The sequence below is a fragment of the Mycobacterium sp. SA01 genome, from assembly GCF_041287105.1.
Classification (GTDB): Bacteria; Actinomycetota; Actinomycetes; order Mycobacteriales; family Mycobacteriaceae; genus Mycobacterium.
On sequence record NZ_JBGGNO010000021.1, the window covers coordinates 255,077 to 268,665 of the forward strand.

The window sequence follows — 13,589 nt, forward strand, 5'->3', positions numbered from 1 at the left end:
CGCGTTCATCTTGGCAGAGCAGTGGAGCAAACGCCGTATCTGGTTCGTGTGCAACAGCGCACGCCCGACCCCCGGTCGAGGTTAGTCGCCGGAGTTCGGCGCAGCGCCGCCGAAGTGCGGCGGGCGGATCTACGCTGGGGCCATGACCGACCAAGACCGCGTTGCGGCCCGCCGCGAGATCGCCGATGCTCTGCTCACCGCGCTGGAGCGCCGCCACGAAGTGATCGACGCCATCGTCGCCTCCGACAACCGGGATTCCGCGATCACCGCCATCGCCGAACTGCTCGGCACGTCGCGCCGGGGCACCGAGGCCGTGCTGGGACTGTCCTTCGAGCAGGTGACCCGAGACTCGCGCGACCGGATCGCCGCCGAATTGCGAGATCTGAACAGCCAGCTGTCCTTCACCCTCGGTGAGCGGCCGGCCAGCACCGACGAGAGTCTGCAGCTGCGCCCGTTCGCCGACGAATCCGATCGCGACATCTTCGCCACCCGCACCCAGGAAATCGGTGCGGCCGGTGACGGTTCGGGCGCGCCCGCCGGTTTGGTGGACGACGAGATCCGTTCGGCACGAAGCCGGTTGACGGCCGAGGAGGCGGCCTGGTTTGTCGCTCTCGACGGCGACGAGAAAGTCGGCCTGGTGTTCGGTGAGCTGCTCGGCGGTGAGGTCAACGTGCGGATCTGGATTCACCCCGATCACCGCAAGAAGGGTTATGGCACCGCCGCCCTTCGCAAATGCCGCTCGGAGATGGCGGCGGCATTCCCCGCCGTGCCGCTGGTGGTCCGGGCTCCCGGCGCCGCCCCGCGCTGAGCCTGGGTTCTACGTCAACGACGCCCAGGCCTGGCTGCATGCGTTGGGCGAGGCCACCGGGCTGACGCCCGATCCCGTGGCCTGATCTGCAGCGCGCCTGCGTAATCTCGCTCGGTATGAGCGTGCGCGCGGGAATCGTGGTCACCGGCACCGAAGTCCTCACCGGACGCGTCGCGGATCGCAACGGCCCGTGGGTGGCCGACCGGCTGTTGGAGTTGGGCGTCGAACTGGCCCACATCACGATCTGCGGTGACCGTCCCGCCGACATCGAGGCGCAGCTGCGGTTCCTCGCCGCCGAAGGTGTCGACCTGATCGTCACGTCCGGGGGGCTGGGCCCGACGGCCGACGACATGACGGTGGAAGTGGTGGCGCGGTTTTGCGGCCGCGAGCTGGCCCTCGACACCGAGCTGGAAGCCAAGATCGCGGCCATCCTCCAGCATCTGATGGCCCGATTCACCGGCGTCGACTTCGACGCGGTGCTCGCGGCCAACCGCAAACAGGCGATGGTGCCGGTGGGTGCCCACATCCTCGACCCGGTCGGCACGGCACCCGGCGTCGTGGTCCCCGGGTCGCCGACGGTCCTGGTGCTGCCCGGTCCGCCGCGCGAACTTCAGGCGATGTGGCCCGCCGCGGTCGCCGATGACGCCTTCCAGCAAGCCATCGCCGGGCGGACCGTCTACCGCCAGGACACGGTCCGGATGTTCGGGCTGGCCGAGTCGGGACTGGCCGAGACGCTGCGAGAAGCCGAAAGCCTGCCGGGTTTCGGTGATCTGGAGATCACCACCTGTCTGCGCCGCGGCGAGGTGGAGATGGTCACGCGTTACGAGCCGCAGAGCGCGCCGGCCTACGCGCGGCTGATGGACCTGGTGCGCAGCAGGCACGGGGACACGCTGTTCTCCGAAGACGGTTCGCTGGTCGACGATCAGGTCGCTCGGCTGCTGTCGGGGCGGCGTATCGCGACAGCGGAGTCCTGCACCGGCGGATTGCTGACGGCGCGCCTGACCGAACGGGCCGGCTCGTCGGCCTATGTCGCCGGCGCAGTGGTGGCCTATGCGAATGAGGCCAAAGCCGATGTGCTCGGCGTCGAGCCCGCCCTCATCGAGCGGTGTGGCGCGGTATCCCAGGAGGTGGCCGAGGCGATGGCGGCGGGCGCGTTGCGCCGATTCGGCGCCGACACCGCCGTCGCGATCACCGGCATCGCCGGACCGGGCGGTGGAACCGAGGACAAACCAGTGGGCACGGTCTGGTTCTGCGTGATGCTGGGCGACGGAACGACGGTGAGCCGGTCGGTCCGGCTCCCCGGCGAACGCGCCGACATCCGGGAGCGGTCCACCACCGTGGCGATGCACATGCTGCGGCGAGCGCTGCTCGGATTGTCCTAAGCCAGACAGCCTTCCGCGTCGGCGACGACAAGCTCGTCGGGGTTGCACAGCGCATACATGCGCGCCGCGAGGTCGGCGAGTTCGACGATGATCTCGGTGCGGCCCAAGCCGGCGTCGAGGGCGTCGTTGAGCAGTAGTTCGATGTCGATGCGGCGGTTCTCGACGGCATCCACGTTCGCGCCGTCGGCGTGCGAGATCCGTGCGGCGCGAATCATCCGCCAGGCGTAATTGCGTTCGGCGAGGACGTCATTCATTACTTCACCTTTCGACGGCGGCGCGCTGACTTATCCGTCAATACACCGGTGAGCCCATTGCTTGAGTCAGCTTCGCTGTTCGTTGCATTCGGCGACAGGGACTTCTGGCCCATGCCGGCAGGGGCATTGGGCATGAGAACGAGTCAGCCCAGCCATTAACGCCGATTGTCGGACCCGTCGAAATTACCTGTATCGGCGTAATTGCTGACGTACCGTGAAACGGTCCAATTCAGCGAGACCCTAATGGGGGGACTTCATGCGAAAATTCATCTTGGGAGTTGCGACGGCAGGAATGATCGCCGGTTCACTGGCCGGCGCGGTCACCGCCAATGCGGCATCGACGAACAATGCCACGCCGTCCGGTCCGGGACATTCACCGATCATCACCGCGCTGGATTGTCAGGGTGGTACCGGAAATATGGGTTGTGGCGCAGGCTTTTTCTGGCGCGACGGCTGGCGCGGCTGGGGCTGCTACCCCTGCTGATCGACTGCTCGTAATTACTCGGCCTGCATTCCTTTCTGAACGGAAGTATTCGAATATGAACTCTCGTTATATTGGCGGCCTCGCCGCCGCCCTGTTATCGGCGGGTATGACGCTGGGCACCGGCCTGGCATCCGCCGACCCCGGTGATTACACCGTCCTGCTGATCGACCCGAATGTGGTGACCGACTCGCTGGCGTATACGGCGGCCCCGCCGACTCTGAATCCCGGCGGCCAGCCCGGCGCCATGACGGTGTACACCCACCGCGACGGCCGCACGATCACCGACACCGTGTGGGTGCTGGCCGATCCGGCCGCGGCTGCCGGTGCGATCAGTTCCGCGCAGGCCGCCACCCCCGTCGCCAACCAGAAGTCGGTGGCCGCGCCGGTCGGGCAGGGCGGACAGCTGATCACCGGAACGTCACCGGACGGCACCCGATCGCTGAGTGTCCTGTACTTCACCGAGGGCAATGCCGCGTCGTCGCTGGAGTTCTCCGGGCCCGTCGCCGACCCGGCACCCAACGATCTGGTGATCGACTTCGGTCAGAAGCAGGACGCGTTGATCAAGAGCCAACTCGGCGCGTGAGCACGACGGCTCGTGTCGCGCTGATCGCAGGCGCGGCGCGGGCTTTCGTCACCGGGCGGGAGTGATCACGCCTTCTCGTCGCGGTCCCACAACTCGAGCATGGTGCGCAGAATGTCTTCGGCCCGTCCCAGGCCGGCCAGGTGGCTTTCCCCGGGGAGCGTGTAGAGCTCGGCGTCGGGCAGCTGGGACACCACGTGCTGGCCGTGGGCGAACGGCACGATGTGGTCGCGGTCGCCGTGCCACCAGCGGACCGGGACCTTGACCTCGTCTAGCCGGAAACCCCAGTCCCGGGCGAACACCACGATGTCGGCGAGCGGCGCCGCCAGCTGTTTGCGGCTGCCGTTGAGCAGGTCGTCGAGGAACATCGCCTTGAATTCCGGGCGGACGAGCATCTTGCGGTCACCTTCGGGGGAGATGCCGGCGTAGATGTACAGGGCCGGTTCGGCCACCGGGCGGATCAACCGGATCAAGCTGACCGCGGCCAGGCGCAGCGGAGCCCCCGCGACCTCGATGATCGGGGCCGCGAACGTGCCGAGTTTCATCAGTCCGCCGGCGATCGCCTCCGGCCCGACGGTCGGGGCCACCCCGCCGAGCACACCGGCGGCCACGATGCGGTCCGGCATCGCCGTCGCGCAGCCCAGCGTGTACGGGCCGCCCCCGGACAGCCCGACGACGGCCATCTTGTCGACACCGAGGGTGTCGGCGATGATCGCCAGGTCTTTGGCGAACGCCAGCACGTTCTCGTACTGGTACGGCGTGGAGGAGCCGATCCCCGGCCGGTCCACACCGATCAGCCGAATGTCGTTCTGCTCGGCGAACACTCGCGCTTCCACCGGGATCTGACGACGAGCCCCCGGCGTGCCGTGCAGCCAGAACACGGCACGGCCCTGCGCGCAGCCGAACTCAGCAAAACCGATCTGGCGGTCCTCGGAGACGGCGACGTTGCCCTCCAGTTTGGGACGCGCGATAGCGACAACCATGGGCACAGTGTCTCACGCGGCACCGCGGCCGCTGCACCGATCGGCGTAACGGCGAGCTCGCGCAGCAAAGACTCTCAGATCGCGGGCGTACCCAGCCACCCCGCCGGATGCCGCTGCGCCCAGGGCATCGCCTGCTCGAGCTGGGCCGCCAGCTGCAGCAGCACGGTCTCGTCGGGAGCCATCAGCTGAACGCCCACGGGCAGTCCGTCCTCGGTGGTCGCCAGCGGTAACGAGATCGCGGCCCAGCCAGTCACATTGGCCATTGTGGTCCACCCGGTATGCGCGAATTCCACGTCGAAGAACGCCCTGGTGGTGCCGCGCGGCTGATCCAGGATGCCGTAGTGCGGCGGTGGTGCCAGCAACGTCGGTACCAGCAACACGTCGTGGGCACCCATCCCCGCTGCGAACCGCCGGGTCTGAGCGTGGATGGCCTCGATCGCGTCGGCATAGTCCACACCGGCGGTGCTGAACCCCTCGCGCATCATCACCCAGCTGCTGGGCTCGAACTCGTCCTCGCGGGGATCGCGGCCCAGATGGGATTTCGCGAAGTTGTAGAGCTGAACATTGCTGACGTTGTGCAGCACGGCGATCGCGTCGGCGACGACATCGGGGTCGAACGACGGTGCGCCCGGTTCGATGTGATGGCCGGCCGCTTCCAGTGCGCGCCCGGCAGATTCGACGGCAGCCGCGACGCGCGGGTCGGTCGGCGGCGCCGGAAAAGGGGAGTGCGTGGCGATCAGGATCCGCTGGCGCGGCGGCGGCTCATCGATGGCGCGCAGAAAAGGCTGGGCGGGCGGCGAGGCGTTGTACGGATCGCCGGGGGCGCCACCGGTGACCGCGTCGAGGAGCGCGGCGCTGTCGCGGACCGTGCGCGTGAGCGCGTGTTCGACGGCCAGTCCCTCCAACAACTGGCCGGACGGTGCGAACGAGGTGCGGGCACGTCGGGGTTTGAGACCGACCAGGCCACAGCACGACGCAGGCACCCGGATCGAGCCGGTGCCATCCCCGCCCGAGGCGGCCGGCACGACACCGGCGGCCACCGCCGATGCCGACCCGCCACTGGAACCACCGGGGGTGATATCCGGCGACCACGGATTGGCGGTGCGGCCGAACAACGACGGTTCGGTGGTGCAGTGATTGCCCCACTCCGGGGTGTTGGTCTTGCCGAACACCACCAGTCCGGCGGCCAGATAGCGCTGCACGATCCACGCGGTCTCCGGTGCGATGTGGTCGCGCAATGCCCGCGAGCCCATCGCCTCGCGGGCACCGGCCAGCGAGGCCCCAAGATCCTTGAGCAGGAAGGGAACTCCGGCCACCGCGCCGGCGGTCCCGTCGCGCAGCGCGCCGCTCTCGTCGAGGGCGACGGCCTGGTCGCGCCCGCGGTCGAACAGGTCGGTGATGACGGCGTTGAGCCCGCGGGCGGCGTCGAGCCGCAGGATCGCCGCGTCGAGAAGCTCGGCGGCGGACACGTCTCCGGAAGCGGCCAGTGCGGCCTGCCCGACGGCATCGAGGTCGGCGAGCTCAGCGGCGAATGTGGGATCCATTGTCACGGATCCTCGCCGCCAGGACCGGCAGCGGCAAGTTGGCGCGCGGAACTGTCAGTCGCCGCCGGGGGTGGCCAGTTCACTCGACTGGCTCTGCTGGGCGGCGGCGTCCTTGGCTGCCTGCTCCTCTTCGGCCGCCTTCTCCGCCTGGCCCTCCGGGCTCGCCAGCGAGTTGCCGGGCTTGCCCGCGGTGGCGAGCTTCGCGTTGCAGTTCAGGTACAGCAGCACGGTGTCGGTGACGGGGGAGAAGTTGTCGCCCTTGAGCCAGTCGGCTTTCTGTGACCGCGTCACCACGCAGTCGCCCTGGTTGGTCGAGTCTCCGACGGATGTCGCGATGACCGCCTTCTGCCCGGCATCGCCGATCGCCTTGGACGCGTCGGAGTAGGACTGGCCGGCGTAGTCATCGGCCAGCGCGACACCGGATCCGAGCGTGAGTGACATCGCACCGAGCGTGATTGCTCCGAGTCCGAGCCGAACGAGCTTGGTCATCTGTGTTCCTCCACGGCAGATCCTCGACAAAGCAGCGTCACAGGCGCCGGGACGCGGAAACTGAGAATAAGACGACTTACTGGCAACTAACTGGGTGACAGCTGGTGGCATGCTGGCAGCCGCCAGCAGTCGAGCGGCCCCGTCTCTTTGCCTGCCCGAGTCCGGTCTGTCACTTCGCCGATATCGTCCGGTCGGCCCGGACGAGTTGACTGGCTGCATGTCTGAGACCACGATCGAGCCCGACACCGCCGCCGTCCCGGCCGCCGACGAGCAGCCACACGAGCGGTCCACCATCGTCATCCGCCACGTCCTCGAGCGTCAGATCGCCGCGGGCCAGGCACTGAGCAGCCAATTGCTCGATGCTGCAACCGATGTCACCACCGCGATCGCGCATGCCCCTGCTGCATTCGCGGGCGCTATTCAAGACGGCGAGACCATCGCCGCGGCCTGGGAGCGCGCCGGCACCGGCGTCCAGGATGTCGTCGACGACGCTCGTGGCCGGTTGCGTGCCGCGGTCGTCAGTTATGTCGGTCATCAGGCGACGTTGCCGGTGGCTGTCCTCGGCTACGCCGGTGAGGTCGCCGGTTCGGTGGCCTCCGCGCAGGGCACGGTCGCAGGTTCGGCTCTCGACGGCGCATTCGCCGTCGCGGCCGCCGCAACCCAGGGTGACGATGTACGGGCGGTGCTCGGCCGCAACATCGACGAACTGCGGGCCACCGCGACCGATGCCCGGGGCGACGTCAACGAGTCGGTCAAGCGGGCCGGCCGCGAGGTCCGCGAGGCCGTCGGCGGCGAACTCGAACCGCTGGTCGCCGCGATCACCGGTGCCGGCGAGGATTCTTGACAGACAACGAACTTCAGGTGACAAGCGGCACACTCAGGCGTGTGGCACGGCGGCCGGCGTCGGTCGGCTGGCACAGTGGTGATGTGGCACAAACACGGCGGACACGATCGGGCTCCTGGCGGCATCCGTTGTCGCTGGGGTTCGAAGCGCACCGCGGCCTGCTTTTGCTGCGCCTGCGCTGGCACGAGCGGCGCGCGCCCACCTCACATACCGGCGCTGGTGACCCGTCGTCGGTATGACGACGGCGTCTCTCCGCAGAACTGACTGAAGGCCCGGGTGAACGACCCGACGCTGTCGAAGCCCACTGCGGTCGCGGTCTGCTGGACGCTCTGGCCGGGGGCGGCCAGCAGGGCCATCGCGCGCAGCATCCGGGCGTGCAAAAGATAAGTGCGCCAAGATATCTCGGCCTCGCTCTGGAACTGTCTGCGCAGGGTCCGCTCCGACACCGCAACCGCCCGGCACACCTCGGCCAGCGTCACCGACTGCAGATGCTCCTTGGTGTAGGCCATCGCGGCGGCGACCACCGGGTCGTCGGAGCTCGGAAGGCTCAGCGGCGCTTCGTGATCCAGTGCCTCGGCGACCAGGTTGGCCAGCGTGCGAAAGAACCCGTCGGACACCGGGTCGTCCTCGGCGGTGCCTGGGCTTCGGTAGATGGGCCAGCGCAGGGCGTAGAGCATCATCTCCCGGATCAACGGGGATACCGCCAGGATCCGGGCGCGGTCGCCGGCGGTCGGGATGAGTTCCGGGTCGAACATCACCGCGAGGGTCTTGACGGCGGGGTTCATCGTCGCCTGATGTTCCAGCCCGGCCGGAATCCAGGCGGCCTGTTGGGGCGGCAGCAGATAGTGCGCCGATGCGGTCTCGACCTCGACCACGCCGCCGATCGCGTATTCGATCTGATGCACGTCGTGGAAATGCCAGCCGGTGACCAGCAGTTCGCCCTCGTAGAGGTAGCTGCCGGCCAGCACCCGTCCGCCGCGGCGCAGCTCGACTTGGCCGATAGTGGCCGGTTCAGGCGCCGGCCTGATTTTGGCCGTTCCGGTCAACTGTCTGGCCGAATGTGCGGAGACGGTCACGATTATCGAGGGTACAACTGAGGCCATGAATGTCGACGACCTGATCCTGGTGAGCATTGACGACCACGTCGTGGAGCCGCCCGACATGTTCCTCAACCACGTTCCGGACAAGTACAAGCCCGAGGCCCCGATCGTCGTCACCGACGACAAGGGTGTGGATCAGTGGATGTACCAGGGCCGCCCCCAGGGGGTCAGCGGGCTCAACGCCGTCGTGTCGTGGCCGGCCGAGGAGTGGGGCCGCGACCCGGCCGGCTTCGCCGAGATGCGCCCGGGCGTCTACGACGTCCACGAGCGGGTACGCGACATGAACCGCAACGGCATCCTCGCCTCGATGTGCTTCCCGACCTTCACCGGCTTCTCGGCCCGGCACCTCAACATGACCCGCGAAGACGTCACGCTGGTGATGGTGTCGGCCTACAACGACTGGCACATCGACGAGTGGGCCGGCTCGTATCCGGACCGCTTCATCCCGATCGCGATCCTGCCGACGTGGACGCCGGAGGGGATGTGCAACGAGATCCGCCGCGTCGCGGCCAAGGGCTGCCGGGCTGTCACCATGCCCGAGTTGCCGCACCTGGAGGGCCTGCCCAGCTACCACGACGAGGACTACTGGGGTCCGGTCTTCCGGACGCTGTCGGAGGAGAACGTGGTGATGTGCCTGCACATCGGCACCGGATTCGGGGCGATCAGCATGGCGCCCAACGCTCCGATCGACAACATGATCATCCTGGCCACCCAGGTGTCGGCGATGTGTGCCCAAGACCTGCTGTGGGGGCCGGCGATGCGTAACTACCCGGACCTGAAGTTCGCGTTCTCCGAGGGCGGTATCGGGTGGATCCCGTTCTATCTGGATCGCAGCGACCGGCACTACACCAACCAGAAGTGGCTTCGCCGCGACTTCGGTTCTCAATTGCCCAGCGAGGTGTTCCGGGACCACTCGCTGGCCTGCTACGTCACCGACAAGACGTCGCTGAAGCTGCGCCACGAGATCGGGATCGACATCATCGCCTGGGAGTGCGACTACCCGCATTCGGACTGCTTCTGGCCGGACGCACCCGAGCAGGTGCTCGCCGAGCTGAACGCCGCGGGCGCTTCGGATTCCGACATCAACAAGATCACCTGGGAGAATTCCTGCCGGTTCTTCAGCTGGGATCCGTTCGCCCGCACCACGCGCGAGGACGCGACGGTCAAGGGGCTGCGCGCCAAGGGGGCCGACGTCGACGTGTCCATCCGCCCGCGGGCCGAGTGGGCGCGGCTCTACGACGCCAAGCAACTCGCCCAGACCTGAGGTCCCTTCGCCCAAACCGACGATTCGCCGCGAAAGTTCGACGAGGAGCCTGCACAACGTCGATCTCGGCGCGAGAAGTTTGGGATCGGTAGCCGCGAGCCGCAGCTGTACTCCTCTCGTGACGGTGCCACCGAGGCGCCGCGCGAACGAAGGGAACTCAGGTGAAGCGAATTCTCGCGGTCGGTGTCGGCGTGCTCGGCTGCAGCATGCTGCTCATGGCTTGCTCCGACAACAACAGCAGCAGCAAGGGCTCCAGCTCGGCGACCGGCGCCGCGCCCACCAGTGTTTCGGTGGCCTCCAGCGGGAAGACGTCGGTGAAGGTCGAGGGCAATGACCTCCAGGGCCTCGACCTGAACTCCGTGACGTGCGTCAAGCAGGGCGGCACGATCAACATCGCCAGCGGCGCGGTGGGCGGTCAGCAGGGGCTCGGCGTGGTCATGAAAGACGGCCAGCCGCCGACCGTGCAGTCCCTCGGGATGGTCGTCGACGGCAACGCACTCGCGGTGAGCGACAACATGGGCATGAAGACCGGTTCTGCGGATGTGAAGGTGGACGGCAACACCTACACCATCACCGGGGAGGCGGCCGGCGCCGACATGAAGAACCCGATGGCCGGCATGATCAGCAAGAAGTTCGAAATCTCCGTCACCTGCACGTGACGTGACCAACCGTTCGGGCGGCGGGAGGCGGACGTGCCGAGCACGTCCGCCGTCTCGCCGTTACCTGTATCGGCGGCCGTGGCAGACCTATGATCCAGCCGTGTCCATCACCGGCGATCTGCAGCGGGCTCGCCAACTCGCCCTCGCCGCTCAGGAGGAGAAGGCCAAAGACCTCCTGCTGTCGCTGATGCCGCAGATCGAGAGCGAGGACCGCGACGACCTCGCGCTCGAAGCCTTCGCCCAACTCGGCGAAATCTATCTCACCCGAACGGCTTACGACGGCACTCGCGAATGCCTCAAGCGGATGACCGACTGCCTCGCCGCGTACCCCGACCGAGGAGCCGACAGCGACCGCATGGTCGCCCGCTACACCCTGCGGGCACGCTTCCTGCGCACCGGTCTGGCCGCGGCCGCCGGTGAGCACGAGGACGCCGCGGCCGAACTCGGCGGACTGCGCGACGACGACGCCGCGCAGCGGTTCGCCGATCTGGAACCCGAACAGCGGCACCTCGCCACATTGGCCGGGGTGCTGTGCGCGACGGCGCTGTGCGACGACGACCTGCACGTGCCGGCAGCGCACCTGTGGCAGGAGATCATTCCGGTCGTCGACGGGTTGGCCGGCGGCACCGACGATGCCGATCAGCTGCTGGTCGCCGCCGGGCTGGCGTATGGCCGGTTCTGCGTGGAGACCGGCCGACTCGACGAAGGGGAGCAGTGGCTGCATCGGGCTGGTGCCCGCGCCCAGCGCCGCGAGTGGGGATTGTATTGGGCCAGAGCCGAACTCGAGACGGCCGCAGCCATGTGGATGCGCGGTGACCACGAATCCACCGAACGTCTGGTCGGGTCGGCCTATCCGGTGATCGCCGCGCATTCCCGCGCCCACGACGTCGCCCGCTGCTGGCTGTACTTCGGGCTCACCCGGCTCGGTGTCGGCTGGCTCAACGAGGCCGACGAATCTTGGGGTCACGCCGAGACGCAGTGGCGGGAATTGGGCCGCCCGTTGTTCGTCCATCGTATTCTGTTGCAGCGCAGCTGGATTTCGGTGTTCCGCGGCCGGTTCGACGAGGCTGTCGAGCAGGTGGCGGAGGCGCGGCGGTTCCTCGACGGCTGGCCGCGATCGAGTTGGTTGCAGTATGCGCGGCTCGACGATCACCTCGGCTCGATCTGGCGGGCCGACGCCCTGGCCGACCTCAACTTCGACGGAATCGGCGATCCCTCGGACAGCTGGCAGGTCACCAAGGAGCGGCAGGTGGCGTCGCAGGGGGTCACCCGGTTCGACTCGGGAAGCGAGCGCCACCGCAGCGCGCTCGGCAAGCTGGAGAAGGCCGCCGAACTCAAGATCCCGGCCGCGCTCGCCGTCGATTCGGTGCGCTACGCCATGACGGATGCCGACGCACGCTGGCGATGGGCCTCCCAGGTCTCGGCGCGCATGCTGGCCGGCGCCTTCTCGGTGGCCTGGGAGTGGGAGAACGACGAACTGCTCAGTGAGCTCATCGAATACCACTGTGCACGAGGAACGTTCGCCAGTGAGCCGCGCGGTGAAGGCGGCGGATGGGAGGCGCCTGCCACGGTGACGGTTCCCGTCGAGACCGTCGACGAGGAGGCGTTGGCCGCCGGCGGCTACTCCGTCGACGCCTTGACCCAGACGACGCTGGGAGCGCTGCCGCCGCTGCAGATGGATCCCGACGGCTCACCGATCCTGGCGCGCTACCGGCTGCTTGCGCAGAACCGCTACGGCCAGGCCGTCACCTCCGACGGCCCCGTCTGGTCGACGTGGCCATGACCACGACCCTGGTGCTTCGGTACGCCGATGTCGGCGTGGCGACGTATGCGAGCCTGCGCATCGTCGGCAGGCCCGAGCGCACCGTGACCTGGGTGGTGCACGAGCCGATCGTGCTCGCCGCGCTGGAGGAATTACGCGGGGCGCTGCCCGATCCCGAGGGCGACGAGGGCCTGGCCGACGCGCTCGACCGGGCGTTGACCCGCGGCCCGTTCGCCACGCCGAAGGGCGAGTTGACGCTCGCCTACGTCCTCGGTGTGCTGCTGATATCCGAGCCGGCGTGGCAACTGATCGGGGAAGCCACCCGGGAAGCAACCTCCGTCGCCGATCCGCGCCCGATGCTGTTCGTCTCACCGAGCGCCCGGCTGGCCCGCATTCCGTGGGCGGCACTGGCGGTTCCGCTGATCGGGCCGAGTCCCGAAGAACTGATTGCCGCCCGCAAGGAGGCGGTCACCTTCAAAGGGACCACCGCGGCCCGCATCCCGTGGCAGCTCGCCGATATCGACTCCGTCACCGAGGGTGTCCGGCTGATGGAGATGGTCGACGTGGTGATGGCGGTGCCGCCCAACATCATGCACGCCCCACGCACACCGACTCGGTGGCAGGAAAGAAAGGAAGCGCCGGCACTTCTCGTGGTTGATCCCCGCGTACCGGGCCAGCGACCCGATTCCGCCCTGGGCTCTGTGCTGGGCCGGCCGTCGAGCGAGGGCGCGCTGTCCCGACATTTCGGTGAGCTGCTCGCGCACCGCCGGGTGCTGCCCGAGGTCGCCGCCCCGGTGGAGTTGTTCCGTCGCAGCGACGCCGACCGGGGCTGGCTGGCCGCACAGCTGCAGCGGGCTCCGAGCCGGCTGCTGTTCGTCGGTCACGCCAGTGCCGCCGACCGGGCGCACGGCTACGCCGACCGCGCCGCCCTGCACCTGGCCTGCACGGCCGCGGCGGAGGGCGCGGCCGAACCGGTCGGGGATCACCGCCCGCTACTGGCCTCGGACCTGATGGCCGCCCAGCTACCGGTGCCGCCGCGGGTCGCTCTGCTGGCGTGCGGTTCCGGCGGTGACTATCAGTTCGACGAAGCGACCGGACTGGTCGCCGCGATGGTTCTCTGCGGCAGCGAGCTGGTGACGGCCACGCTGTGGTCGCTGCCGACGACTGCGGGCTACCGGCGGTTCACCGGTCGTGCCGAGGATCCGATGGCCGAGGTGGTGATGGCCGTCGACGACGCGCACGAGGCCGACGACGCGGTGTTGAGCGTGAATCGCTGGCAGCGGACCCAGCTGCGCCGGTGGCGAGACGGCGATGCCACCGCGAGCCCGTTGTACTGGGCCGCGGTGGTCACCTTCGCGGTCGGGGGTGCCCGGTGAGCGGCGGCGGCCGCGACAGAGCAGCGGTGATCAGCTGCGGTGTCGATGAACACGCCGAGC

Annotated in this window: 14 protein-coding genes; 9 read left to right on the forward strand and 5 right to left on the reverse strand. The window is 68.4% G+C overall.

Translation table 11 applies throughout. The features are described 5' to 3' along the window. The first annotated feature begins 142 nt into the window (after positions 1–142). Together AB4879_RS25205 and AB4879_RS25210 are read left to right on the forward strand one after the other, a co-directional pair. Positions 143–808, forward strand: coding sequence for a GNAT family N-acetyltransferase (locus tag AB4879_RS25205; protein WP_102806242.1), 666 nt, complete (start codon positions 143–145; stop codon positions 806–808). Between the two features lie 116 nt (positions 809–924). Then, positions 925–2,190 (forward strand): competence/damage-inducible protein A, encoded by a 1,266-nt coding sequence (locus AB4879_RS25210; protein ID WP_370509750.1) that lies wholly within the window; start codon positions 925–927, stop codon positions 2,188–2,190. Here the strand turns inward: AB4879_RS25210 and AB4879_RS25215 are convergent. Further along, complete coding sequence (locus AB4879_RS25215; protein ID WP_102806240.1) at positions 2,187–2,444, reverse strand: hypothetical protein; 258 nt, start codon at positions 2,442–2,444, stop codon at positions 2,187–2,189. The two genes, AB4879_RS25210 and AB4879_RS25215, sit on opposite strands and share 4 nt — an antisense overlap. A gap of 256 nt (positions 2,445–2,700) precedes the next feature. Here AB4879_RS25215 and AB4879_RS25220 point away from each other — a divergent pair, with 256 nt between their 5' ends. Both AB4879_RS25220 and AB4879_RS25225 read left to right on the forward strand, forming a co-directional pair. After that, the gene (locus AB4879_RS25220) at positions 2,701–2,928 is read left to right on the forward strand and encodes a hypothetical protein (protein WP_036347763.1); all 228 of its coding nucleotides are present in this window, start codon (positions 2,701–2,703) and stop codon (positions 2,926–2,928) included. Between the two features lie 55 nt (positions 2,929–2,983). Next, positions 2,984–3,511 carry a hypothetical protein gene (locus AB4879_RS25225; RefSeq protein WP_102806239.1) on the forward strand — a complete coding sequence of 176 codons (528 nt, stop codon included), beginning with the start codon at positions 2,984–2,986 and terminating at the stop codon, positions 3,509–3,511. A 65-nt stretch (positions 3,512–3,576) separates the two neighbouring features. On the opposite strand, the gene AB4879_RS25230 is transcribed toward AB4879_RS25225, so the two are convergent. The 3 genes from AB4879_RS25230 to AB4879_RS25240 all read right to left on the reverse strand — a co-directional run bounded on the left by AB4879_RS25230 (position 3,577) and on the right by AB4879_RS25240 (position 6,524). Continuing rightward, complete coding sequence (locus AB4879_RS25230; protein ID WP_370509751.1) at positions 3,577–4,491, reverse strand: alpha/beta fold hydrolase; 915 nt, start codon at positions 4,489–4,491, stop codon at positions 3,577–3,579. A 74-nt stretch (positions 4,492–4,565) separates the two neighbouring features. Continuing rightward, positions 4,566–6,035 carry an amidase gene (locus tag AB4879_RS25235; RefSeq protein WP_370509752.1) on the reverse strand — a complete coding sequence of 490 codons (1,470 nt, stop codon included), beginning with the start codon at positions 6,033–6,035 and terminating at the stop codon, positions 4,566–4,568. A 54-nt stretch (positions 6,036–6,089) separates the two neighbouring features. Next, on the reverse strand, positions 6,090–6,524 hold the full coding sequence (locus tag AB4879_RS25240; protein ID WP_102806236.1) for a hypothetical protein: 435 nt from the start codon (positions 6,522–6,524) through the stop codon (positions 6,090–6,092). Between the two features lie 217 nt (positions 6,525–6,741). Here AB4879_RS25240 and AB4879_RS25245 point away from each other — a divergent pair, with 217 nt between their 5' ends. Beyond that, the gene (locus tag AB4879_RS25245) at positions 6,742–7,368 is read left to right on the forward strand and encodes a hypothetical protein (protein WP_370509753.1); all 627 of its coding nucleotides are present in this window, start codon (positions 6,742–6,744) and stop codon (positions 7,366–7,368) included. Positions 7,369–7,571: 203 nt separating this feature from the next. On the opposite strand, the gene AB4879_RS25250 is transcribed toward AB4879_RS25245, so the two are convergent. Continuing rightward, positions 7,572–8,444 carry a helix-turn-helix transcriptional regulator gene (locus AB4879_RS25250; protein WP_370509754.1) on the reverse strand — a complete coding sequence of 291 codons (873 nt, stop codon included), beginning with the start codon at positions 8,442–8,444 and terminating at the stop codon, positions 7,572–7,574. A gap of 25 nt (positions 8,445–8,469) precedes the next feature. Between AB4879_RS25250 and AB4879_RS25255 the strand changes: the two genes are divergently transcribed. From AB4879_RS25255 to AB4879_RS25270, 4 genes are all read left to right on the forward strand, one after another. Continuing rightward, on the forward strand, positions 8,470–9,732 hold the full coding sequence (locus AB4879_RS25255) for an amidohydrolase family protein (RefSeq protein WP_370509755.1): 1,263 nt from the start codon (positions 8,470–8,472) through the stop codon (positions 9,730–9,732). Between the two features lie 161 nt (positions 9,733–9,893). Continuing rightward, on the forward strand, positions 9,894–10,391 hold the full coding sequence (locus AB4879_RS25260; RefSeq protein ID WP_102806232.1) for a lipoprotein LpqH: 498 nt from the start codon (positions 9,894–9,896) through the stop codon (positions 10,389–10,391). 100 nt (positions 10,392–10,491) lie between these two features. Beyond that, positions 10,492–12,174, forward strand: a complete 1,683-nt coding sequence (locus AB4879_RS25265; protein ID WP_370509756.1) for a hypothetical protein — start codon at positions 10,492–10,494, stop codon at positions 12,172–12,174. Then, entirely contained in the window at positions 12,171–13,529 is a 1,359-nt protein-coding gene (locus AB4879_RS25270) for a CHAT domain-containing protein (RefSeq protein WP_370509757.1), read from the forward strand. The genes AB4879_RS25265 and AB4879_RS25270 overlap by 4 nt, the downstream gene beginning before the upstream one ends. The last annotated feature ends 60 nt before the right edge of the window (positions 13,530–13,589 follow it).